Source organism: Alloalcanivorax balearicus MACL04 (genome assembly GCF_025532145.1).
Taxonomy (GTDB): Bacteria; Pseudomonadota; Gammaproteobacteria; order Pseudomonadales; family Alcanivoracaceae; genus Alloalcanivorax; species Alloalcanivorax balearicus.
In genome coordinates, this window is the sequence record NZ_ARXS01000002.1 from 21559 (window position 1) to 46514 (window position 24956).

General features: G+C 61.7%; 11 protein-coding genes. 7 read left to right on the forward strand and 4 right to left on the reverse strand.

What is annotated here, in order from left to right; translation table 11 throughout:
* Positions 1-22 precede the first annotated feature (22 nt).
* From MA04_RS02030 to MA04_RS02040, 3 genes are read left to right on the forward strand one after another with little or no spacing between them, the layout of a single operon-like run.
* Positions 23-535 carry a YbjN domain-containing protein gene (locus MA04_RS02030; RefSeq protein ID WP_262459288.1) on the forward strand — a complete coding sequence of 171 codons (513 nt, stop codon included), beginning with the start codon at positions 23-25 and terminating at the stop codon, positions 533-535.
* A gap of 50 nt (positions 536-585) precedes the next feature.
* Complete coding sequence (locus tag MA04_RS02035; RefSeq protein ID WP_262459289.1) at positions 586-1551, forward strand: peptidylprolyl isomerase; 966 nt, start codon at positions 586-588, stop codon at positions 1549-1551.
* 25 nt (positions 1552-1576) lie between these two features.
* Positions 1577-1879, forward strand: a complete 303-nt coding sequence (locus tag MA04_RS02040) for a hypothetical protein (protein WP_262459290.1) — start codon at positions 1577-1579, stop codon at positions 1877-1879.
* A 184-nt stretch (positions 1880-2063) separates the two neighbouring features.
* Here MA04_RS02040 and MA04_RS02045 read toward each other — a convergent pair whose 3' ends face one another.
* The 3 genes from MA04_RS02045 to MA04_RS02055 are packed head-to-tail and all read right to left on the reverse strand — an operon-like array spanning position 2064 to position 4308.
* A complete protein-coding gene (locus MA04_RS02045; protein ID WP_262459291.1) occupies positions 2064-3047 on the reverse strand; it encodes a FecR family protein in 984 nt (327 codons plus the stop codon).
* Positions 3044-3601 carry an RNA polymerase sigma factor gene (locus MA04_RS02050; protein ID WP_022994176.1) on the reverse strand — a complete coding sequence of 186 codons (558 nt, stop codon included), beginning with the start codon at positions 3599-3601 and terminating at the stop codon, positions 3044-3046. The genes MA04_RS02045 and MA04_RS02050 overlap by 4 nt, the downstream gene beginning before the upstream one ends.
* On the reverse strand, positions 3598-4308 hold the full coding sequence (locus MA04_RS02055) for an STN domain-containing protein (protein WP_262459292.1): 711 nt from the start codon (positions 4306-4308) through the stop codon (positions 3598-3600). Before MA04_RS02055 ends, MA04_RS02050 begins: the two co-directional genes overlap by 4 nt.
* 324 nt (positions 4309-4632) lie before the next feature.
* On the opposite strand from MA04_RS02055, the gene MA04_RS02060 reads away from it, so the two are divergent.
* From MA04_RS02060 to MA04_RS02070, 3 genes are all read left to right on the forward strand, one after another.
* Positions 4633-16392: a filamentous hemagglutinin family protein gene (locus tag MA04_RS02060; protein ID WP_262459293.1), complete on the forward strand. Its 11760-nt coding sequence runs from the start codon at positions 4633-4635 to the stop codon at positions 16390-16392.
* A gap of 59 nt (positions 16393-16451) precedes the next feature.
* Positions 16452-17243 (forward strand): LuxR family transcriptional regulator, encoded by a 792-nt coding sequence (locus tag MA04_RS02065; RefSeq protein WP_262459294.1) that lies wholly within the window; start codon positions 16452-16454, stop codon positions 17241-17243.
* 456 nt (positions 17244-17699) lie between these two features.
* Positions 17700-18971: a PstS family phosphate ABC transporter substrate-binding protein gene (locus tag MA04_RS02070; protein ID WP_262459295.1), complete on the forward strand. Its 1272-nt coding sequence runs from the start codon at positions 17700-17702 to the stop codon at positions 18969-18971.
* A 329-nt stretch (positions 18972-19300) separates the two neighbouring features.
* Here MA04_RS02070 and MA04_RS02075 read toward each other — a convergent pair whose 3' ends face one another.
* Complete coding sequence (locus tag MA04_RS02075; RefSeq protein ID WP_262459296.1) at positions 19301-20107, reverse strand: helix-turn-helix transcriptional regulator; 807 nt, start codon at positions 20105-20107, stop codon at positions 19301-19303.
* Between the two features lie 289 nt (positions 20108-20396).
* Here MA04_RS02075 and MA04_RS02080 point away from each other — a divergent pair, with 289 nt between their 5' ends.
* Positions 20397-24956, forward strand: coding sequence for a phosphodiester glycosidase family protein (locus MA04_RS02080; RefSeq protein ID WP_262459297.1), 4560 nt, complete (start codon positions 20397-20399; stop codon positions 24954-24956).

The following is a 24956-nucleotide window of genomic DNA, read 5'->3' on the forward strand; positions in this document are numbered from 1 at the left end:
ACGGCTTGTTAAGGACATCACCATGAGCGAAGAAAACCACATCATCGACACTCTGCCTCTTGAGGAACTCAGTGCTCTGTTGCAGGAAGCCGGTTATCGCACCAACGAAACCGAGCACAACGGCAGCAAGCAACTGCTCAGCGCCAGTCAGGGCATTGGCTTCGCCGTGCGCCCCGGCAACACGCTGGGTGAGGGGCTGCTGGACTTCACCATCAGTTGCGCTCTGCGTGTCCAGGGCGAGCTGCCGGAGGGGCTGATCCCGGCCTGGAACCGTGGCAAGCGCTTTTCGCGATTGAGCCGGCACGGTGATTTTCTGGTGCTGGAAATGGACGTGATCGTGGCCGGCGGTGTGCGCCGCGCCCATGTGCGCGCCAACCTGGAAATCTGGGACCGCCTGTTGCAGGAGTTCCTGCTCTATCTGCGCAATTACCGTGACGAGAACCGTAATGAGAGCCGCGATGAAAGCCACGATAAAGACGATGCCCCCGAACATGAGCAGGCGATAAGCACGGAAGCGGCGGAGAGTGACGAGTAGAGAAGTGAATCGCCGGCATGCCGGCGGTGGTTTCAACCAGGGAGTGAACAATGAAAAGCGCACAGGTTTTGCTCAGCGCGGTGTTGGCCGGTGTGGCGGGTGTCATTGGCACCGTTTGGGTGATGCAGCCGTCCGAGGCGGTGGCCGTTTCGGAACCGGCATCGGTCTCGTCGCCGGCGCCCTCACCGGCATCATCCACCGGGCAAGGGGATGCGGTTGCGGCTCTGGGGGCGGTCAGTCTGCGCAACCAGGAAGTGGCCGACTGGCTGGCGGCGTTGTCGCCACAGGCCCGCACGGCGATCCAGCGGGATCGTGCGCTGTTTGATGATTGGGCGCGTCAGCGTCTGGCGGAAAAGGCGCTGATTCAGGAGGCCCGGCAACAGGGCTGGGAGAAGCGAGAGGAAGTGACGCGGGCCATCAATCAAGCGCGCGATCAGATCCTGCTGCGCAGCTATCTGGGCGCGGTGAGTCAGGTGCCGGAGGACTTTCCCGATGACGCCACGCTGCGGCAGCTTTATGAAAGCAGCAAGCAGGAACTGGCGGTGCCGGAACGCTATCACCTCAGGCAGATTTTTCTTGCGGTGGAGGGCACCAATGCCGACCAGGTGAAAGCACGCGCCGGGCAATTGGTGAAGGAAGCCCGCGGCAAAAAAGGGGACTTCGCCGAATTGGCCCGCCGCCATTCCGATGACGCGGCTTCCGCCGCCCGGGGTGGTGATATCGGCGTGCAGTCAATAGCCCAGCTTACCCCGGAGGCCCGCCCGGTGGTGGCGGCGTTGAAGGAAGGGGAAGTCTCCGCGCCGTTCCGCACCGCGTCGGGTTGGCATGTGCTCAAACTGGAGAAGACCGAAGCAGCGAGAACCGCCACCTTCGACGAAGTGCGGGATCAACTGCGCGCCACGGTCAGGGAACAGCGCCGGCGGCAAAACGCCGAGGCCTACCTGAATCGGCTGGTGGGTGAAGCTTCTCTCAATATCAACGGCGCCGCGGTGACCGCGTTGCTGGAAAACCAATAGCAGCCTTAGCAGAAAAGGAACCCGTATGCCAATCCGGATGGTAATCGCAACAGCGTTGGCCGCCGCTTCTCTGGCCGCCTGTACTCAGACCACGCCTCGCTCCGATTCAGCCATCGATCGCTACCAGCGTTCGGTGATCGTGCAATGCTCACTTACTCGTGATGTGGAAGGCAATCCCTGTATCGCCAAGGCGCGCCAGGCCTGTGGCACGGATCGAGTGCGCTTGAAGAACGTGGATTCCCGAGACTCCGTGAGCGCCCCGGTGGCGCGGGGTGCTCCGGTAACGCTGGTGTACAACTATTCGGTGGTCTACTACTGCCTGGATTAAATTACGTCATGCCGCCCTCCACACGTCATGCCGGACTTGATCCGGCATCTCCAACAAACTGGCAGAGCCCAAAACGGAAGCCACAAGACACCGCAGGAGACCCCGGATCAAGTCCGGGGTGACACAGAAGAAACCTGGGCCGCCCTAAGAAAAGCCCGGGGTGACGGGTGATTTTACTACCCGCCTAGCTGATAATCAGTATCCCACCCGGCAGTGATCGCACCTCCGCGCCACGCACCTCTTTGACCAGCGCGGCGAAGTCCTCCAGTTTGTCCAATGACAGGTAAGCCTGTACCGGAACCCGGCCGAGCTGATCGTTCACCAATACGATTTGCCCCGGGCGGTAGCGGTTAACTTCGTCCACCACCTGGGCCAGGGGCGTGCCGTTGAACACCAGCATGCGTTGGCGCCAGGCTGTCACCCGGTCCGGGTCCACGTGCTGGACCGAGGACAGGCGGGCGCTGTTGTACACCACCTGTTGGGCAGGCTGGAGCTGAACACTCTGGTGCCGATGACGGACCGCCACCTGCCCATCCAGGCAGGTCACCCGGACGCGGTCGTCGGTGAAGCGCACATTGAAGCGAGCACGGCGCGCTTCGATGAGGCCGTTCTGAGCGGCTACCGTGAAGGGAAGGCGATTGCCATCGGCGGTGGTGATCTCGGTTTCGCCGCTGTTCAACACCAGTCCGGTGATTTGTTCCGCCTGCCTATTCACGTCGATACTGGTGCGGGTGTTGAGCTGCACGGTGGCGGCGTTGGGCAGCACTACTTCGCGTTGCTCCCCGGTGCCAGTCCAAAGATCGGCGGACTGCATGCCCATGCGCGTCCACAAATCCAGAGGCGAGCGTAACGCCAGCCAGCCCGCCGCCGAAGCCGCCACGGCGCCGCCGAGAAAGGCCCGGCGAGTGAAACGGGAAGAACGGAGCCGGGGCAGCGGATGAACGCCGGCTTCGATGCTCTCGCTGGTAGCGGCCTGTTCCATGCCCTGCCAGACCTGACGGCAATGGACGAATGCCCGGGCGTGCTCCGGGCTCCGCGCGCACCAGCGGCGGAAAGCTTCACCGTCGGCGGCGCTGGCGCGTCCCGAGGAGAGGTGCACCACCCATTCTCTTGCCTCCCGTGTGATCCGGTCGGAAGAGGGGGCGGGGGCGTTTCGATAATCGGTCATGATTGCGTCGGCCTTTTTTGTCTGGGCCCGTAACGTGGGGCGTAATCCCGCTCCAGCCTTTCGCAACAATGCTGTAATCCGGCGCGCAGTTCTTTTTCCACGGTGCGCAGGGACACACCGAAACGTTCGGCGATTTCCGCGTGGGGAGTGTCCTCGATACGCGCGGCGGTAACGATGGCGCGTCGGCGGCGTGGCAGTTCCGCCAGGGCTCTGCGAAATATCCGGATCTCCTGTTCACCCAGTGCCTCACGGGCGGGATCGGCCAGTTCATCCGCCATCTGATAGAGATCGTCCACTTCGTCCAGTGTCATCACTCTGGCGTGTTTACGGCGTTGTTCCTCCGCCACGTTCATGGCGATGCGGAAAAGGTAGGCGGCGGGATGGTGAACACGGGTGCCCTCCTGCATACGTTCAATTCGCAACCAGGTTTCCTGCAAGGCGTCCTCCGCCAGTTGGTGGGAACCCAGACGGCTGTACAGACGCTGACGGAATTCGTCATAGCGTTGCACCAGCAGATCGCGCAGCGAATGGTGCGAAGTCTCGGCGGTACTCATTCCCTGGATTCTCCTTGGCAGGATGGCGTGCCCGGATGGAGTAGCAGTGTGATCGGTTGCGGCATGCCGGGCGGCGGTGGAGGCAGGATCAGATCCTTGAAGCTGGCGCGGACGCTTGCTCCCCACCGTGCCTCGGCGTCGCCGTCCGGAAAGTGCACCCGGGTTACCCGGCCTTGAGGGTCGGCCCACAATTGCACCGCCAGGCGAAACTGTCCCAGTTGTTCCGGTTGATGGCGACACAGGCCGGTCAGCACCGATTGTTGCAGTGAGCGGGCATAAGCGGGCGGCACCACGGATCGAGTCTTGGATGCGACGGTTTTGGCGTCGTCGTGCTGGGCAGGTACCAGCGTCAGGGCGGAATCGGTCAACCGGCGGCTGGTCAGCCCGGTACCGTTCAGCAATATCGTCAACGCCTGATCCGGAGGGAAATGGCCCCGTACGGCGCTGGCGGTTTTGTCCTGGATGCGATCACTGGTAACCAAGATCGATATCCCCGTTTGCTCACTGAAAGTCTCCAACGACAGCGGTAAAGGCTGCGCGGGAAGATCAAAAAAGGGGGCGCCGTCATTGGCGTAACCGGCCAGGGTCGATGCCAGCATCAATCCCGTCCCCACCAGCCGCAACAAACGGAGAAAGAGGCTCCGGTCGGCGAAAGAGGCGGTGATCGTCACGGGAAAGACGGCACTGGCATGGTCACCTGTAGACACTGCATCCGGGTCTTGAACCGGTGGATTCAATCCGTGCTCCACCATGCAGGCTCTGTATGTCAAATCCGTGTCGTGCACTGTAGAACCCGACACTGCCTGGATTGTGCCCCTTGATGAACTTTCCGTGAAAAAACGGCGGTCGTGGGGCGGGCCGATCATCTTTCTCACAAAGACCGTTCACGCTGGAGCCGATGCCGCGCCGGGGGCCGTTGGGGTTGTGCCGTGGCCGCCGTCGCTAGCGTGTAGGGATGCGGGGCGCGCCCGTCGCGTGCACCGCCATCGCCTTGGTGGTCGTCCACAGTCGTTGTTGAGAGCGCCTATTTCATGCTGATGAAAAACACCAGACCGGCCCGTCGCACTCCGGTACGTTCCGTGATTTCCCGCAAGCCGCTGGCTCTGGCCGTGGCCTCGATTCTGGCGGTGGGCGCCGGGCAGGCCGACGCCGGTTCACGCCCGTTCAGTGCCGAGTGGTTCAGCGCCATGCGTTCCGGCACCGCGCAACCGCGCCCGGGTAACGGCGTGGGGACACCGCCGCCGCTGTCACAGCAGCAGCGCGCCCGCGAACAACTGCAACACTCGATCAACAACCTCGGCCGCACCGCCGCTGCCGTTGCCGCCCAGAGAGCGGCTCAGGAAGCGGCTCGCAGGGCCGCCCAGCAGGCCGCCTCAAACATTCCCAACGGCCTCGGTGAAGGTGGCCTCAAGGTCGATGTGAACCCGGACACCGCCGGCTGGCTCAATGCCGAGGACCCGACCCAGACCACCAAGGACGGCCACACCACCGTCAGCATCGGACAAACCGCCGACAAGGCCATCCTCAACTGGGAGACCTTCAACGTCGGCCGCGACACCACCGTGGACTTCGACCAGCAAGCCAACTGGGCGGTGCTGAACCGGGTCAACGACCCCAGCGCTCGCCCCAGCCAGATCCAGGGCCGGCTCCAGGGCGACGGCACGGTGATGATCGTCAACCGCAACGGTGTGGTGTTCAGCGGCTCAAGTCAGGTCAACGTACGCAACCTGGTGGCCGCCGCCGCCGACATCAGCGACGAACAATTCACCGAACGCGGCCTGTACATCGACACCAACGGCTCCCAGCCCACCTTCACCGACGCCGCCGGCAACGTGACGGTGGACGCTGGCGCCCGCATCACCACCCACGAACCGGAATCGGTGACCCAGGGCGGCGGCTATGTGCTGCTGATGGGCCGGGAGGTGAACAACGCCGGGGAAATCACTACCCGCCGGGGCCAGACCACCCTGGCCGCCGGTGAGGATTTCTACATTCGCAAGGGCGCGGGCACCGAAGCCAACCAGGCCTCCACCACCCGTGGCAACGAAGTGGCCAGCACCTGGGAAGCCGGCAGCGACGCCGGCACCGTCACCAATGAAGGCCTGATCGTGGCGCGGGAAGGGGACATCACCCTCACCGGTCATGACGTGCGCCAACAGGGCGTGGCCATGGCCACCACCACGGTGAACACCCGGGGCACCGTCCATCTGCTCAACTCGGCCAGCGACGCCGAAGGCAAGGTGACTCTGGGCGAGGGGGCGGTGACCACGGTGGTGATCGAGGACGACGGCGAGACCGCCCTGGACAATCAGCGCGACGCCTTGATCGAGTCGTCGGCGGAACTGGATGGCCTGCGTGATGACATGATCACCGGCGCCTTCGACAACATCGGGCTGATGTCCGACCGCCGCGACCAGTCCCGGGTGGAAATCGTCTCCGGCGGCGACGTGGTGTTCGAGAAGGATTCCCTGACCCTGGCCACCGGCGGCCAGATCGCCGTGGACGCTGGCCGCCGCACCCACCTGAACGCGGGCTCGGAACTGGACGTGTCCGGCTCCTTGGGTGTGAAGGTGGCGATGGAATCCAACAACGTCCTGATCAACGTGCAGGGTAATGAGCAGCGGGATTCTCCGGACAACCGCGATAACGGCGGACTCAACAATGGCGATGTCTGGGTCGATCGCCGCAACCTGATCTTCGTGCCCGCCGGCACCGGCGGCTACGAAACGGATCGGTGGTATACAGCCGGCGGTCTGTTGGAAGTGAGCGGCTACCTGGATACCCAGGGCCACGGCATCGGGGAATGGTCGGCGGCGGGCGGCACCGTGCTGCTCGGCGGCAGTGAAGTGGTGACCCAGACCGGCTCGTCGGTGAACCTGTCCGGCGGTACCCTTGATGTGCAGACCGGCTATATCGCCAAAACCTGGCTCAAAGGCGCCGACGGCAGACTGTACGACGCCGCCACCGCCCCGGCGAGCATGCTTTACACGGGTATCTATCAGGGCTATGAACGGGTCAGCGAACGCTGGGGGCAAACCGACGCCTGGCGCAATCCGCTGATCGCGCCGGAGCGTCAACTGGAAAACGGCTACACCGTGGGCCGCGACGCCGGCACCCTGATCATCAACGCCCCCACCGCCGTGCTGGAGGGCGACATCGTCGCCGAAGTATTCCAGGGCGAGCGCCAGAACCAGGCCCAGGACGCCGGCCGGGACAGCTACCAGCAAGCGCAGAACCGGGTGGCCCGCCGTGGCCGCCTGGCGGTGGGGCGTTATGGCCAGTACGGCCTGGAAAACGCCTACGGCAGCGACATCCGCATCGGTGAGTTCGACGACATCAGCGAACAGCTCACCCTGGAATCCGACCTCAGCGAACGGCTCAATACCGTGTGGCTGGACGCCAACCGTTTGAATGAACAGAGCCTCGGTGGCCTGGATCTGGTGTCTGGTGGCAGCATTGCGGTGGAGAACGACCTGACCCTGGCCGAGGGCGGGCAGTTGCGTCTGGTGTCCGGGCAGTTGGAGGTGGATGCCTCCGTCACCGCCCGGGGGGGCGATATCACGCTGACCAACATTCTGACACCGGACGGTGTCGTCAACACGACCCCGATTGCTTTCACGGACGAAGATGGAAACAGCGAATTGCGTCTGAGCGAAAACGGGCAGTTGGATACCCGTGGCCTGTGGAGCAACGGCCTGTTGGAAAGCGGTGAGAACTGGAAGCAGGCCTATGTGGATGGCGGCGATGTCACCATCGAAGGCACTCAGGACGTGACTCTGGCGGAAGGCAGCCTGGTTGATGTGTCTTCCGGGGCCGCCTTGAAGGCGGACGGAGAACAGCTGGGAGGGCGTGGCGGGGACATCACCCTGAGTGCCAGTGTGGCATTGAACAGCAGTACCGCCCCGGATGCCGCTTTGAGCACAAACGGTACCCTCAGAGGTTATGGCGTGGACGGCGGCGGCGTGCTGACCATTGAATCCGGGCAGGGTCAGGCCATTGTCCTCGGTGGCACGCCCGGGAATAGCGAAGAGGCTTCCGGCGAGGAACCGGCGTCGATGTTGAGGCTGGATGAGGCGTTGCTGCAAAGCGGCTTCAGTGCCTATGACATCAACGGACGTGGAGGCTTGACGGTGTCCGGAGACGCTGATTTGGCGGTGATGATGCCGGTTTTGCGTCGTACGGATCAGGCCGCGCGGGCCAATAGCCTTAACCAGGCTTTGGCACTCTGGCTGCCACCGCTCTATCTGGAGGACCCCCTGGCCGGCACCGCGCAACAGCGCCGAGGAGCCAGCCTGACCTTGACCTCGGAACGGCGTGGTGTTTTCGGCGACATTCAGGTTCAGAGTGGGGCTGAAATCAGCGTCGATCCGGGGCAGTCCATAGTGATTTCCGGTGGCAACACCGTTGCCGTGGAAGGCACCCTGAGAGCGCCCGGCGGAGAGATCGCGATTCTGTCGAGCTCTTATCCGGGCACCGAAGGGACCCTGGTGATCGGCGAGACGGCGGTGCTGGACGCGGCGGGCCGGGCCTATGTGATGACCGGGCCGGCCGGGCGCCGTTATGGTGAAGTCTGGGATGGCGGCACCGTGACTCTCGGCGCGTACCGCCCCGAGGAGATGAACAGTGGCACGGGTTTTCTTGAGTTGAGCGATGCGTTCGTGGTGGTACGCGAAGGCGCTTTGATCGACGTATCCGGTACCCGTGCGGATCTGGATCTGGGAACGTCCGGATCGACCTCCGTGGCAAGTTCGGGAGGCGGTCTGGCGATGCGTTCCACATCGGGTATCTATTTCGACGGTACGCTCCGTGCCGATGCCGGTGGTGATGACGCAGACGGTGGTCGCCTTGATCTGATGCTCGAGGGCCGTGGCGTTAATACCTCGGACCCCGACGATCCGCGCGCGGTTCTACGCAACATTACCATCAGTCAGAACGGTGATTCCGGTTACGGCGAGGAACTGGCTTTTGGCCAGGCCCGGATCGCGGTGGGTGATCTTGAGAACACGGGTATTGACCATCTCGCGCTCTGGGCCCGGGACGGTATTCTCTTCGAGGGAGACACTGATCTGGCGCTGCCCGGCAGCCTGTCTCTGACCGCCGCCACCATCGCCGCGTCACCGGACACGCCGGATATCGCCGTTGCTCTGGACGCTCCCCATGTGGCTCTGGCGGGCCGGACGACCTTGCCTGCCGGTGGCGATGCTGGCGGGGTGTTTCCTCGTCTCGATTACGATAACTGGGCGCCGTTATCGGCAGCGACGTCTGATTCCAGCCGTTTCACGGTGACCGCGGATCTTATTGATCTGGGGGAAGGCGCTCTGACATTCGGGGCCCAGGGACGCTATGAAACGCCCGCCGGGTATGCCGAGGTGGATCTACCGGGTTTTGCCTCCGTGACGTTACACAGCCGCGGTGATATCCGCCTTACCAACGCGGACGTGATGACCGGCAAAGAACTGCGTTTTATCTCCGAGCGATTGTACCCCACCACGCACAGCTCGAACCTGATCCGTGTGGGGCTCAGCGGTGAAGGGCGTGATGCTGATCCGATCGAAGATGCGGTGTTGCGTTTCGAAAGAGAAGGGGAAGGGGACGTGGCGGCGCCACTGTCCGCGTTCGGCTTCCTTACCCTGCAGGCGCCGCGAATTGAGCAGGCCGGCGTGCTATTGGCACCGTTGGGAAGGATCGACTTCTCCCGGGATGGGACGGAACGGAATCTGAAGTACAACACGTCTCCCCGGTATTTCAGCAATCTGGACATGGACGTGCAGCTCGAGGCCGGCAGTATCACCTCGATCAGCGCCGCCGGTTTAGTGTTGCCCTACGGTTATACCGCCGACGGATTGAAATACTTCTATAACGGTTCCGAGGTGGTTTACGACAGGTCCGGTGGCGCTGGCAGCCAAGGTGATGAACAGTCTCAGAGGGCCTGGGGCGGCATCTACTTCGATTCCCGAACCTTCGCGGCCAGCGAGGGCGCCGTGGTCGACGTCAGTGCCGGCGGAGAGCTGAGAGGCGTGGGGTTCACCTCCGGACGGGGCGGATCCGTGGACATCCTTAATACCGCTCTGGTCAATGCGTCCCCCTGGCACGCCGGTGACAGCAATGCCCGGGTTTACGCTATCGTCCCCGGTCTGGCCGAGGGCCAGGCCCCTCTCGACCCGGCCCTGGATACGGGTTCCAAGGTGGGACAACAGATCACCATTGGCGACGGTGTGCCCGGCCTGGCGGCGGGCACCTATACTCTGCTTCCAGCGGAATACGCCTTGATGCCCGGCGGGTTCCGGGTGGAACTGGGGAGTGACGCCGCCCAATACGCCGTACCCGGTATTGCCACGGCGGCCCCGGGTGTGTATCGGACCGCGGTGGAAACCACCAATGCCCTTACCGGGACAGTCGGAAAACTGCCGTTATGGGCTTCGGTGATGTCCGGCGATACGGTGCGCCGCTACGCCAGCTATAACGAAACCACCTTGTCCCAATGGATGGCCACGCAGTTGGCGCGTTTCGGCGATACCTCGATCATGCAGCCTTTGCTTCCGGAACAGGCTCGCCCGCTGGTGTTCGATTTCACCAATGCGGAGCTGACCGGGAAGGCGGCCTTCCAATTCGCGGGAACCCTGGTGAACGAACGGGTGGAGGGCGGCCGTGGTGGATTGATCTCGTTCCATGGCAACCACCTGGAAGTACTGGGTGAGGGCAGTGACGGCACGGATGACCGTGTTTCCCTCGATGCCGACCAATTGAACGATCTGGACGCCAGCGTGCTGGCCTTGGGTTTGACACCACCCGGGGCCATTGGAACTGCGGGCTCATCGGGTAGCACGACAGTGCGCTCCGGGGCCACTTTGCGCGCCGGGACTCTGTTGCTGGCCGGTAATGGCGCGGACGCGGTGGTGGTGGAATCCGGCGCGGTCCTGGACAGCCGGGAACGGGGTTCGGCCGGCTGGACCGCGGAAAATGGTTTTCTGATCGACACTAATAGTGGTACCGGTCTGTTGGTGGTCAGTAACGATCTGATGCAGCTCGGCGCGGCCGAAGGTCCTGGCAGTGTGCGTATTGAGGATGGGGTGGCGCTACACGGTGAAGGCACCGTGGCGCTGGCGGCCCCCGGCGGTATCACCGTCGGCGATATCGATCTGAGCGCAAAGGATCTGCTGCTCTCGCTGGAAGACATTAATATCGGCACAGACGATGCCTTGGCCGAGGCGGAGGCGCGGGGTGTGCTGTCCGACGGCTGGCGGCTGAACCAAGGTATCCTGGATGGTTTGCTCGCTTTGGGTGAACTTGAGAGCTTCAGTTTGCAGGCGGCCGGCGCCATTAATTTCTTCGGTCCCGTGACTTTGGATACCTACGACCCCGCCACCGGCGAATCCCGCGCCGCCCTGCGTTTTATCTCCCCGGCCATTTACGGTCTGGGCGGTGAAGGCGACACCGTGACGATCCGTACCGACCGCTTCAACTGGAGCGGGCTGGGTGAAAATTGGGGGACCCCTTCCGTTCCGGACTATGTCTCGGTGACGCCGGGCGAGGTTATCGATGGCGGCGCGGGGACCGGCAGCGGCGGCTTCCTGGTGGACGCCAATGAAGTGGTGTTTGGCTTCAATGGTCTGGTGGGTGAGCAAACCGCCAACGCCACCCTGGAGCGTCTGATGCTGGGCTTCGGTGAGGTCACTTTCCAGGCGCGGGAAAGGATCACCAGCGACCTGTACGGCGCTTTGTCCGTTTACCGGCAGGATAGCGATGGCACACGCAGCGGCGGTAATCTGACCCTGAGCTCCCCGGTGCTCACCGGCCAGGCCGGTTCCGAAATGACCTACCGGACCGGCGGCAACCTGCTGGTTACCCGGCCTGCCGATGCAGCCGCCGTGGACCCGGCGGACCTGGATCTGGGCGCTCAACTGACCTTGGAAGGCAACAGTGTCCGTGTCGAGGGCAGCATCATCGCCCCTAGCGGCAAGGTGGCCATCGAAGCCACCGAGGATCTGCTGCTGGCCGACGGCAGCCTGATCAACGTGGCTGGCCGGGCGGTGGAGTTTTTCGATGTCACCCGGTACAGCTTCGGCGGCGCGGTCAGCCTGGAAAGCGTTGAAGGCAATGTCCAGCAGGTCGCGGGCTCCCGTATCGATGTGTCCGCGCCATACAGCGACGCGGGCAAACTGGAAGCCACCGCCGTCAACGGCACCGTGGACCTGGCTGGTGAGCTGGTTGCTCGTAATCCCGAGGAGGACCCGGAAGGGGAGGGCGAAGGCGGCACCCTACGTATCAAGGCCAATACCTTGCCCGGTTTCGTGGCGCTCAATCAACGCCTCACCGACGGCGGCTTTGATTACCTGCGCGGCTTCGAAACCAACGAAGGCGACCTGACTCTGGACGAGGAAGTCCGCGCCCGCCATATCGAGGCCACCACCAATGGCGGCGACCTGATCGTCAACGGCAATCTGCGTGCCGGTGGTAAGTACGCCGGCAGTATCTACCTGGCCGCCGCCAATGATCTACGGGTGGAGGACAGCGCGACCCTGGACGCCAGTGGCGACACCCTGAAAGTGGATAGTCATGGTGACCCCATCGAGGGCAGCAACCGGGCCATCATCAACCTGACCAGCCGGGACGGCCGTTTGGCGCTGGGCGATAACGTCACTCTGGATGTGGGCGCTGGTGGCGAAGCCCGTGGCACCATCGACCTGAATGCCCACCGCCTGGGCGATCCATCTGAAACATCGGCAACGGGTAATGACGTAGCGGTGGATGCCGGTGACAACCTGACGGTGAACGGTGCCAAGCGGGTGTCGGTGAACGGATTCTGGACCTACGATGACGCCCCGGATGATCCTGAGAACAAAAACACCCAGGTTGTCGACCAGGATTGGTTGGATAAAACGAAAGAGAGAGTGCCTGAAGGTGAGGAAGAAAATCCGCATTGGGATGGTCTTGATGGTGTCCATGAGCATAGCAAGGACTTCATCAACGCGGCCCTGGCCAACGACGAGTTGCAACAGCGCTTGGTGAGCCTGAAAGACGCCGCCGGCGAGGTCTTCTCTCTGCGCCCGGGCGTGGAGATCGTCTCCGCCACCGAGGACGGCAATCTGCGTATCGATGGTGATCTGGATTTTGCCGGATACCGCTACGGACCGGACGCCGATGATGCTGTGTACGGTAGCGGCACCGCCGGGGTGTTCGTGATGCGCGCCGGGGGTGACCTTGATGTGAATGGCAATGTCACCGATGGTTTCTATCGGCCACCGACCACTCCGGATGACAGATATCCCGTTGATTTCGAACTGCCCGACGGACTGCTGGATAATCGCGGCCAATTAACGGAGAGCTACACTTTGTCCGAGCAGCTGATCCTGGCTGCCGGCTGGAATTTGGGCGTTGTATATGACACGGGTGGCACTCTGCCTTTTGATCTGACTGTGACTAGGCATCTGCAATTGATGAATGCCGATGCCCAGGTTCCCGTCGATATCACCGTGAACAATCGCACAAGATTGGCTAACACGACCCTGGATCAAGGCGTCATTTTGCTCTCGGAACCAGTAACGGATGCCCGGACCGGGGTGACCTACAGTGATGTGATCGACGCCGGTACGACCCTTGGAATGATCACTTTGCCGGTGGGGTCGGTAGTTCGGGCGGGGAGCGCATTTTCCGGAAGAGCTGTTGCTATTAGCTTTGACGGCGCTGTTGTCATCCCGGCGGGGAACGAGTTGGCTGGCTTGGGAGTCTCGAGTGCGGATGAATTCAATAGCCCCATCGAGTTGAACGTCGGCGATACGCTGCCCGCCGGGTTGGCTGTCTCCTCATTCGGCGGTGGCGAGCAGGAACAGATCATCTGGCCGCTGGCGGCGCTGTTGCCGGAAGGAATGCAAAGCTGGGATCTGAAGCTGGTCGCCGGCGCGGACCTGGCCGCGGCGGACCGCCGTTCAACACTCGAGGGTAGCGAAGGTGACCTGACGCTGAGTAACCCCTACCAGGTGAGACATCATTCGGGGAGCGCCGATACGCTGGAGGGAATCAGTGTGATCCGTACCGGCAGCGGTGACCTGGAGTTGATCGCTGCCCGGGATTATCAGCAGGAGACCCCCTTCGGGGTCTATACCGCCGGAACCGCGGTGGAGGCCGTGGAGGCGCCGGATAAACAACGGGATCCCGCCACGCTGCCGGGCAGTGGCAGTGGTTATCGGGAAGTGGCCGAACAAAGTGGCGGTTTCTATGCCTCCGGCGGCGGCAACGTGCTGGTGAGCGCGGGTCGGGATATGAGGGGCAACACTTACTCGCGAAAGGGACAGATTTCCGACTGGCTGTGGACCTGGAGTGATCCGGAGAGCGGCGCCCTGGCCTGGTGGCTCAATACCGGCAGTTATGGTGCCGCTGACGAGCTGATTGCCTTTGACGGTATCGGTACTCTCGGTGGCGGTAATCTCTCTGTATCGGTAGGCGGGGACTTTGGCGTGTATTCCTATGGCCCGAGTGATGGCAGCGCCAGACCGGGCGGCTTGTCGCTGGCGGTAGGCTCCACTGGTTGGGAAAATGCCGATGGCGAAGGGCGCAAGTATGGCGGTGGCGACTTAAGGCTGGAAGTAGGGGGCGTGGTCAACAGCTGGGAGGCTAGAGGGACCGACACCTTGGGGGAAACAGATGGATATACAGCGAATCTGCGCGGCGATGTGCTGCTGCGGGCCGGAGCCGTCGGCCAGATTTGGCACACTTATGCTGTTGCCAATAACACCACGGATCCCCGGCCGGATGAGAATCTGCTACTGGTTGACCGGAGAGTTCATGGTGGATTACGTCTGATGCTGGGCGATGCCCAGGCCCGGGTACACACCTACGGTGACCAGATTGTCAACGCGGAGAACCTGAACAGCGGCGATGTGAAGCTGTGGACCGAACTGACCGAGGCTATGCTGTTCAGTGCCGGCGGGAATATGGGGGTAGGAGCAGTATCAAATGACGCCATACTTCTTCCCGCCCGTTTCAGTGTGGTCGCCGCGGAGGGCACGATTTATGGCAATGCTAGCACTCCTAGTAATTCCCCTTTGGGATCAGTGGCCGACACCTCCGCGGATGGGTGGCTGGAATTTCTGGCCGGAGACGCCATCTACAACCTGGGGTTGTCGTCGGCCTATGACCCGGATTTGCTCGGTACAGAGGTATCCCCCGCGCGGTTCTATGCCCGTGATGGCGATATCTACCAGCTCTACTATGGCTACTATGGCATCCGGAGTGAGCGTCTTATCAATCAGGCCGGGCGTCCGGCTCATGTTCGCGCCGGCCGGGATATCGTTGAATATGGGGGCGCAACCGCGGGGGGCCAGCCATCGGCGCTGGGGCACTATGGGCCGACGGACGTCTCGATCATCGAGGCGGGGCGCGATCTGATTCACATCAACACCAAAGTGATGGGCGGAGGCGCGCTGGAGCTGACCGCGGGGCGCGGTTTCTATCAGGCCGACCGGGGGCAGATTCGTACTCTCGGGGCTTTTGGTGATGTCGTCGGCGGTGATCAGAACGGCGGCGCTGACATCGTCATCAATGTCGGCATGGGCGCGTCCGGCCCGGATTATCAGGCGCTCATCGATCGCTATCTGGATCCGGCCAATCTGGCCGAGGCCGGAAGGCCTCTGGCCGAGCAACCGGACAAGGTCGTCAAGGTGTACGACGAAGAACTGAGGGCGTGGCTGGAACAGCGTTTCGGGCTAACGGGTCTGGACCTCACCGATGCCCTGGCCTATTTCCAGAATCTGGCACCGGAGCAGCAGCGTATCTTCTTGCGCGAGCTCTATTACGCGGAACTGCGGGAAGGGGGACGGGAGTACACGGATTCCGAAGGACCCCGTTTCGGCAGCTACCTGCGTGGCCGCCGCGTGATCGAGACCCTGCTGCCGGAGATGGATAGTGAAATGGGCACCTCCGGTTACCAGGGTGACTTCACCATGTTCACGACTCAGGATGGGAATACCGAGCGCTCCGGTCTGATCCGCACCGAAGGCGGCGGCGACATCCAGATGCTGGTGCCCGGCGGTGATTTGATCATCGGCCTGGAATCAGTGCGCCCGGAGAACGGCGACAATGGCATCCTCACTCAGGGCAGCGGCGATATTCAGCTGTTCAGCCAGGGCGACATCGCGCTGGGCCTGTCCCGCATCATGACCACCTACGGCGGCGACATCTTCGCCTGGTCCAACGCTGGTGACATCAACGCCGGCCGCGGTGCCAAAACTACCTTGGTGTACACGCCGCCGCGCCGCACCTACGACAGTCTGGGTGTTGTCACCCTGTCGCCGTCGGTGCCCAGCACCGGCGCGGGCATCGCCACTCTGGCGCCGATCCCGGAAGTGCCGCCAGGAGACATCGATCTGATCGCGCCGCTGGGCGTGATCGATGCTGGCGAGGCGGGTATTCGTGTGTCCGGCAGTATCAATGTGGCGGCGTTGCAGGTGGTGAACGCGGAAAACATCCAGGTGCAAGGGGACTCCACCGGCCTGCCGGCGGTGGCGGCGGTGAACGTGGGCGCCCTGACCAGCGCCAGCAACGCCGCTTCCAGTGCGGTGCAGGCGGCGGAGCAGGTGGGGCGGCGCTATCAGCAGAACCAGCCTTCCATTATCAGCGTGGAAATTCTCGGTTACGGCCAGGAACGGCTGGAAGTGGGAGGCGACCGGACCAGCGCCGCCCCGGCCTCTCGTCCTGGGGAGGGGATGGTACAGGTGTTGGGGGCGGGGCCGTTGTCGGCGAACCAGACGGGCATGTTGACGCCCGCTGAGCGCCGGGGACTCGAGTCGCGCTGATCATCTCGGTTGAACCCCGGAGCAAGCCCGCTCCGGGGACATTGCCAGGAGGCACAAGGATGTTCTACGACCGTGACGCGGCCAGTCAGATATTGGCGATGACCCGGGTGACCACGCTGGCGCGCCTGCATGCCGCCACCACGTATCTGATTCAGATGCACGGGTTTCGCTTTTACTATTTTTCGCTGCGCGGGCAGCATGCGCTGACAGGCCGCGACCCGGTCACCTTGCACAATTTGCCGGTCAATGGCCGCCGGCCTGAAATGGATAGAGAGCCGGATCAGGATCCCCTCGTTCATTACGCCGCTACTCGTACCCTGCCCATGGATTGGAAGCAGATCATGGCGCTGCCCGGTTACCAGCACCGGGGTTATCTGCGCGTCATGGCGGCGCGGGCCCAACACGGACTATTAAGTGGTTGCACCGTGCCCTTGAGTCAGGCCAATGGCGTTTTGGCGCGGCTGGATTTGATCTGTGATCATGATGACGAGGAAGCGGATCTCTGTATTCGCCGCTACCTGCCATACGCTTCTTTGCTGGGACAGGTCCTGTTGGATAAAACCCGGGGTCTGACCCGGAAAGAAGACGACGACCTGATGGAGCCCGATGGCGGCACACCGCTCACTCAACGGGAACGGGAGTGTTTGCTTTGGGCCAGTGAAGGCAAGACCAACGCGGAAATCGGCGCTCTGCTCGGCATCAGCGAACGTACCGTGGTGTACCACGTTCACCACGCCTGCGAAAAACTCCATGCGCGCAATCGCCAACACGCGGTCACCAAGGCCATCCTGTCTCGAAAGCTGTTTGGTCCCACCAGTGATAGTTCCCGGCTGGTTGGCAACATGGTTTAGCGCTTGCCGGTGATCGAAGGCGATCACATATCCTTTCATTCCCAACTCTAACCACGAACCCACTGTGGGAGCTGCCTTGGCAGCGAATTGTTGTCCCTGCCGTTGGCAATTCGCTTGCAAGCAAGCTTCCCACAGCGGCTTCGAATCCACCCCAAAGAGCGGTCTTCATTCTTTGCCGATCACAGCAATCTTTTTCTCCGATTTATGACCTTCTGTCACATCTCTTCCCTGTTCAACAGTGCCCAACCCCCGTATGCAAGCGGGGTTCATAAAAGACAACGAAAACCGGTTACAAACTGCCGGAAACAACAAAACCGTGACAAGAAAACGTCGCCTGATCGACCGGCAATATTCCCTGAAATGAAAAGGTTTGGAAACGCGCCCTCTTTAGTGTGGTTCATGCGGTTCGCCGCACTTCGTTGCAATCGAATTAGACACCAAGAGGGTATTGTTGTTATGAACGCCATGATCAAGAAGGCAGCCTTGGCTGCCGCTATCGCTTCCGCTCCTTTCGCTGCCTCCGCCACCGATCTGGTAGGCGGTGGTGCTTCCCTGCCGGCTCTGGCTTATGTGGGGGCTGATTTCACCCTGACCAGCCCGCAAGCCCGTCTGTCCACCAACGCGGGTTTGACCGCGGGTGCCGGTTATCTGGAATCTTTCGTTGGTATCGGTTCCATTTTCGATGAATATGAATTAAGCACCGGTAATACTGCTTCCTACTGCCAAACCGGCAGCGGCACGGGTCGCCGCGTTTTGCTCGGTGCTCCGGGCTGGTCCGCGTCTGGCGACTGCCGGGACTACAGCGCTTCCCCCGCCGGTTTCAGCGGCCTGAACGCACTGCCGGATTTCGCCGGCTCTGATGCTCCGCTGAACGCCAGTGACATCGCTACCTTCCAGAATGGCAATCAAGCCACCCGCGATAATCTGGTACAGGTGCCTGCTCTGGGTGCATTGATCGGTCTGCCGGTGAACGTTGAAGATAACTTTGGTAATCCGATCACCAACGTGAATCTGACCACCGAGCAAGTGTGCGACATCTTCAGCGGTGACGCTCAAGTCTGGACCGATGTGGGCGTCAGCTCCTCCGACCCGATCACCATGGTGGTCCGTACCGATGAGAGTGGCACGGTTTTCGCCACGACCCAGTACTTCGCCGCTAACTGTAACGTTAACTATGGTGATGACTTTGTTACTTCAGAAGACTTCACCGATTCCTACGGTCCTTCCGATTACAACTCCAGTGTTACCGCCAGCGGTAACGGTGGTGTGGTTGCGGCGGTAGCCACCAACAGCGGATCCATCGGCTTCGCCAACTTCGCCAACGTGGATGAGGCCGGTCTGGCCTATGCCTTGATCGAAGGGCACGATCCCGCTACCGCCTCCTCTGTAGGGTACGCTACCGGTGATCTGCTGCCGGATACGGTTCTGGGGGATGTTGATTTATCCACTGGTCTGCCGACCACACAAACCCTGTTTTCCATTGATCCGGCTCTGGTTGAAGGTTGTCTGGCGGTGATCAATCCGGCGGCCCAACTGGAAGGTGACTATCCGATTGCCGCCGTCACCAACCTGCTGACCTACACCGACAACAACGTGGATCCGGCGGCAACCCGGGATCTGTTCAAGGAAGTGATCAGCGGCTCTTCCGCTCTGCCGGTAGGCTTTGCCCGCCTGGCCAGCGGTATCCAAACCGCATCTGAAAACATCATCGACAATTGCATCAACTAAGCACCACATCCGGTCCTGACCGGAGCGGGGCGCCCCTGGAGGGCGCCCCTTTTTTTTAAAGGCCGTACTCCGTCATCCCGGGGAAGAGAGTTCAACGGCTTAAGGCCATTGAACGCCCCCTGCGGGGCATCCAAACGGTGTTCTAAGCACCGTTGTGTGACCCGGGATCTCCCTCTGGAGGGTACATGGCTTCGTAGAAGGAGATGCCGGATCAAGTCCGGCATGACGTTTACTTGCTGGTCCGGCATGACATAAGGGCTGTGGGAAGCTTGCTTGCAAGCGAACATTTCGACGGGGCCAGAGTAAACATGCCGAGGCTTTTACCCGCTTCAGTCGTCCCCGCCACCCTGCAAATCAAACTGCACAGGCAGTCCTTCCAACGGCAATTGCCGGGAAAGAATCGCCCGGGTCACCGCATGCTGACGGTTGCGGGCGCGCAGTTTCCGGCAGGCGTTGCTGATGTGATAGACCACGGTGCGTTCGGTGATGCCCAGGCGTTGGCCGATTTCGTTGTTGGTGTGGCCGGCGCTGGCCCACACCAGACATTCCCGTTCGCGGCTGTTGAGTGCTTCGGCGCAATGGGCTTCACGTTGTTGTGCTGTGGTGGTGCCATCCTGGCCGCGTAGTGTACGAGTGCGTTCCAGGATCACGTTGCCGAGCAACAGGGCGTAGGGCAGGAATTGATGAACGTGGTCCCAGGCGCGCTCGCCGTCTTGTTCACTGATCAGGTTGAAACGGGCATGCAGGCCGCCGATGGACAGGGGAACGGTGCAGCCGGAGGCCATGCCGTGGTGGGCACGCAGGATCATGACGCGGCGTTGTTCGCCGGTGTCGTAGTCCGGCAGGGTCATGAGGGACCGCCAGTCCAAGGGTAACTGATGGTTCAGGGCATAGTGGACCAGCGGATCGGTATTGATCAGGTGCTCGTCCCGGTAAAGCTGAACCCAGTCGTCGGCCAGATTATGCAGGCGCAGTGGTTCGGACTGATTCAGAGATACCGTGCTGTTGATGACAAAAAAATAGCAATGGAAGCCATGTTCACGGATGAAGTACTCCACCGCGGTGTGTAAACGTGTAAGACGTGTAAGGCGGGTGATGGCCAGGATCTGGGCCACCACGCTTTTGTCGTAGAACATCCCCCTGAGCCTTCCCTGTGGTTTATGGGTGTTCGTTTTATGATTTTGATTCTCGGATTTTCATAACAGATTAGGCAGTAAGTATTGCGGTTTCATGATGATTACCCTGTTCTTTCTTACAGTTTTGCATGAGGGGAAATTTCACCGCTGTGACATGGGGAAAGGGAAGGCCGGTTGTCATAACCCCTGTCACCTGCCGGTAATCGATTTGCCATTGTGCTCTCTTATCGTGCCCGATCTTTAGCAGGGTCTTTGCCCTGACATTGGTTTATCTATTCGGGAGAACATCATGGGAGCTTGCGTTCGCCACGTGGGCCGATGGCGTGTGGCTGTATTGCCAGCGTTGATCGCGTCCTTGCTGGCCGGTTGTGGTGGGGATACCGACACCAAATTCGTGGACAAGATCGTCGAAGTGCCGGTGGAAGAGGATGTCCCCTATGTGGAGGATCTTTCCGGTGCGGAAACCTTTACCGCGAATATAATCGCCGCGCCTGACGACGCCGACGATCAGTTCCAGCCACACCCTGCCCCTGTGGTGAACGGTGTCACCGCGAGGGAAACCGAGGCGACATCGATCAGCGAATATCAGCGCTTCCAGATCAATACCGATCTGAGCCTGACCAGCGGTCGTCTGAATCACGTTCGCGATGAAGGCATCTTCAGTGCGGAGTTCACCACCGGCGGCAGTCTCTCTTTGGTGCCGTTGACCCGTTCCAATGGACAATTCTCCTTCGAGCGCACCACCGCGTCCGCCAACCATGCCATCGACAACGGCCAAAACGTGATTCTGGCGGTAAACGCCGATCCGTATAACATGACCCAGGGCTGGAACATGGGTCTGATCAAAAAGGACGGGGTCACCTACACGGGGTTTTCCGATCGCAACGAACAGGCGATCGTGGTGTACCAGGACGGTTCGCCCGGCATTCTTGAGCAGGTGCCGGAGTTCACTCTGAATGTGTATCACAATGGCCAGTTGCTGGAGCCGCTGGGCAAGGTGCATTACTTCGATAACGCCAGCCAGGCCAACACCAGCTTCAGCCGTGGCAGTTCCGAACTGGAGCTGTACCCGGCGGAAAGCTATCGCGGCACCGTTGATCTGACCGGTCGCAGCGCCGCGCTGATCGCCGCCGAGGCCAACGGAGTCAGTGTGGTGGAGCGGGGCGACGGCGAGGTGAGCATGCAGTTGCCACCATTGTCTGGAACCGTGGTGGGGCGCGTGGAAGACCGTGCCCACTACGTGGTTCCCGCTGGTCATGCGTTGTTGGTGGATGGCGGTGTGCTGTCCACGGGCAGCCGGGTGGCTATCCGTTACGAAACCGACGATCCGTCCTGGGACCAGGTGGAAAGTGCCCTGGGGGCTGGCTTCGGCCGTGGTCTGTTGGTGAAGGACGGTCAGCTTGGCAGCAATCAGGATGAAGTGGCGGTAAGCAGCCGCACCGCTTTCGGCATTCGCGCCGATGGCAGCGCCTTTTTCCTGGTGGTGGACAAGCCGGTGGGCTCTCTCTACGACGGTATCACCCAGACCAAGCTGGGCCAGATCATGATCGGCTATGGCGCGGTGCAGGCGATCAACCTGGACGGCGGCGGCTCTTCCACGTTGGCGGCACGTCTGCCCGGCGAACGTTACACCTACCTGGTGAATACGCCCTCCGATGGCGCCGAGCGGGTCACCGCCACCAAGTGGGGCCTGGTGTTGAACGCGGAACAGGCGCGCTACGACGCTAACGCGGTGGCGGTTTACCCCCGGGAACTGACGGTGATGGCCGGAGCCGTTTATCGCCGCTTCCGGGGCGTGGGTTACGACAGTGCGTCCTGGGAAGGCGGCGGTGACATCCCGGAGTACGGCATCAGCGATGCGTCCCTGGGGTTGATCGACAGCCGCACCGGTGCCTTCAAAGCCGCCGATGCGGACGCGCAAGGGTATGTGGTGGTTCGGGTCGGCGAACAAAAGGGTGTGGCCCGTGTGCGCGTCACCAGTACCATCGATGAGATCCGCTTCCCCAGCGAGCAGTACGCGGTGGACAGCGGCGGCAGCCTGCAACTGACGCCGCTGCTGATCAGTGACGGCGACAGCGTGCACTATTCCAACGACGTCATCAGCTATGAGCTGGACAACACCGACGATTGCGCTCTGAATCCGGAAACCGGCGTGCTGTCCGTGGCGCCGGTGCAAGGCCGCAGTTGTACCGTTACCGCCACCGCTGCCGGGAAGAGCGCCAGTACCGTGGTGAACATCGGCGTGGCGCCGGAACTGGTGACCGACTTCGAGGGTGACACCAGCGCCTTCGCGCCAGGCGGTGCGCGACACAAGGCGGTGAATATCGAGAAAGTATCCGATCAGGTATTTTCTGGTAACTACTCGATGAAGCTGAGCTGGGAAGCGGACCCCGCCCAGCCCGGCACTTTCGGCGCTTATCTCACCGATCCAGGCCAGGTCACCGAATTGCCGGGGTACCCCAAGTATCTGGGCGTGAACGTTTATATCCCTGATGAACTGGCCGGCAAGGTGTGGTGGGTGCGTGGCAGTCTCAAGGATGCCGACGGCAAGACCGTCACCTTGAACTACAACAACGATGGCGATGCCTTGCCGGAACGGGGCTGGCATTTCATGAAAGCGGAAATCGGGTCCGGCTACAGGGAACCGCTGCGTTTCTTCCAGCCGTTCCGCTTCCTGGTATTGAAGACCGCCGAGCGCATCGACTCCCACGTGATTCTGGACGACTTCACCGCCATCTACAGCGATGACACCGATCTCGCCGGTCCCGGTGTGACGGTGTCGCCGCAAGCCGACGCCACGGTGGAGCAGCCTGATCCTTTGTTGTCCTTGCAGGTGCATGACGATTCCGGCGTGGATTTTGGCAGCGCTTATGTGGCCCTGGATGGCCAGGACGTTTCCGCCTCGCTCACCAACAATGGCCAGGACCGTATCGAATTCCAGAGCGCCGGTCTGGCGGACGGCTGGCACCGGGTGGACTACCGCGTGGCGGATACCAACGGCAACGTCACCGCCGGGGATTATCTGTTCCAGGTGCTGACCGGTGGTCCGCGTGTTTACATCGACAGTGCCAATATCCAGTTCTACCCCGGCGGCACCTTCCAGGTACCGATCCGCGTGGAGGGCGGCGGCAACTTCGGTGACTTGAATCTGAGTCTCGACTACGACGCCACCAAAGCCGCCATGACGGTGATCGACGGTGACCTGAGCGCCACCGATGTCAGCACCACGGAAGGCAACTGGAGCGGGCGCTTTACCGGGTTCAATGACAATACCGGCGTGGTGGCGTATCTGGAACTGAAGGTGCGCGACTACATCCAGAACACCTTCGTTTCGGTAGTGGTGAACGGCCAGTTGGATGGCGATACCTACTACCACCCGGTGGTGCGCAAGGAAGTGGGCAGCCGTTATCGTTTGCTGACCCACTGGGGCATCAGCGGCCAGCAATTGGACATGCTGGTGGTGGATCAGCAGGGTAACGCCGCCTCCGGGGTGACGGTGGAGACCTTCACCTACAACAGTGGCACGGACCAGATCAGTGACGTCGTGGTGCTCGGCACCACCGACGCGGAAGGCCGTCTGGCCGTGACCCTGCCCGCCGGCAGCGACTCCCAGGATTTGCTGTTCCGGGCCTATGACGATCAGGGCTCGTCGCTGATGACCGATGTGCAGGCATTGGTGGAACGGCTGACGCCGGCGCCGCGCCATGTGTACCTGACCCCGGGCAGTGATGGCTCTCAGGTGAACGTGACCTGGTACACCTCCACGGACGTGAGCGCCAGCGAGGTCGCCTACGGCGCCGGTTCCCTGAATCAGAGCGCCACCGGTGAATCCGGGATCCTGCCCTTCTTCTACGGCTCCGAAGCGGGCGTGGTGCGGGTGCATCATGTGGCGCTGGCTAACCTGACGCCGGGAACCACCTACCGCTACCGGGTCGGCGATGGTGCGGGTAACCAAAGCGTCGAATTCAGCTTTACCACCGATGACGGCGACGACCAGGTGAACATTCATCTGTTCGGCGACACCCAGACCCTGTCCAACGAAAACATCTTCAACGGCAGCGGTCTGGTGACGGAGCTGTACCAGAAAATGCAGGCGCAATTGCCGGACGGTGATCTGATTCTGCATGTGGGCGACCTGACCGAGGATTTGAGCGACTACCGTCTGGTGCGCTTGTTCCTGGAATCCCTGGAAGGTGACGGCATGCTGGCGTCCCGTTTGCTGGTGCCCACCGAGGGTAACCATGAGGTGTACAACGAAGGCGCGGAGAAATTCGCCGCCATGTTCCGCTTCGACCCCACCGACAGCGGCGTGGCCGATCCCTTCGAAGGTGCTATCTACAGCTTCGATTACGGCAATACCCACATCGCCGTGCTGACCAGCGAACTCACCGAGGAACGTGACTGGCCGAAGATGATGGACTGGCTGCGCGCGGATATGAGCGCGTCCGACCAGACCTGGAAGATCGTCATGATTCACCGGCCGCCGTACAACGGCAACCCGGCCTCCGGCAATGGCCGCGTTATGCAGTACCTGCCACCGTTGGTGGATGAACTTGGCATCGATCTGGTGCTCTCCGGTCACGACCACATGTACTCGCGCAGTGTGCCGATGGCGGGCGGGCAGCCGCACCCGGCCGGTGCCACCTACCTGATCGCTGGTTCCGATTCGGCCAAGTACTACGACAACAACGGCGGCGGCATCGCGAAGTTCGCCGATGTGCTGTTCGACGACAACGTCAATACCTACACCACGCTGCAAATCGACGGAGAGAACATGCATGTGCTGACGCGCACTCTCGATGGCACCGTGGTGGACGACACCATCATCACCCCGCGGGCGGGGCGTTAA

Coding starts and splice junctions, on each gene's coding strand:
- MA04_RS02060 (WP_262459293.1), top strand. CDS start 4,633: ATGCTGATGAAAAACACCAGACCGGCCCGTCGCACTCCGGTACGTTCC.
- MA04_RS02035 (WP_262459289.1), top strand. CDS start 586: ATGAAAAGCGCACAGGTTTTGCTCAGCGCGGTGTTGGCCGGTGTGGCG.
- MA04_RS02070 (WP_262459295.1), top strand. CDS start 17,700: ATGAACGCCATGATCAAGAAGGCAGCCTTGGCTGCCGCTATCGCTTCC.
- MA04_RS02065 (WP_262459294.1), top strand. CDS start 16,452: ATGTTCTACGACCGTGACGCGGCCAGTCAGATATTGGCGATGACCCGG.
- MA04_RS02080 (WP_262459297.1), top strand. CDS start 20,397: ATGGGAGCTTGCGTTCGCCACGTGGGCCGATGGCGTGTGGCTGTATTG.
- MA04_RS02075 (WP_262459296.1), bottom strand. CDS start 20,107: ATGTTCTACGACAAAAGCGTGGTGGCCCAGATCCTGGCCATCACCCGC.
- MA04_RS02040 (WP_262459290.1), top strand. CDS start 1,577: ATGCCAATCCGGATGGTAATCGCAACAGCGTTGGCCGCCGCTTCTCTG.
- MA04_RS02050 (WP_022994176.1), bottom strand. CDS start 3,601: ATGAGTACCGCCGAGACTTCGCACCATTCGCTGCGCGATCTGCTGGTG.
- MA04_RS02030 (WP_262459288.1), top strand. CDS start 23: ATGAGCGAAGAAAACCACATCATCGACACTCTGCCTCTTGAGGAACTC.
- MA04_RS02045 (WP_262459291.1), bottom strand. CDS start 3,047: ATGACCGATTATCGAAACGCCCCCGCCCCCTCTTCCGACCGGATCACA.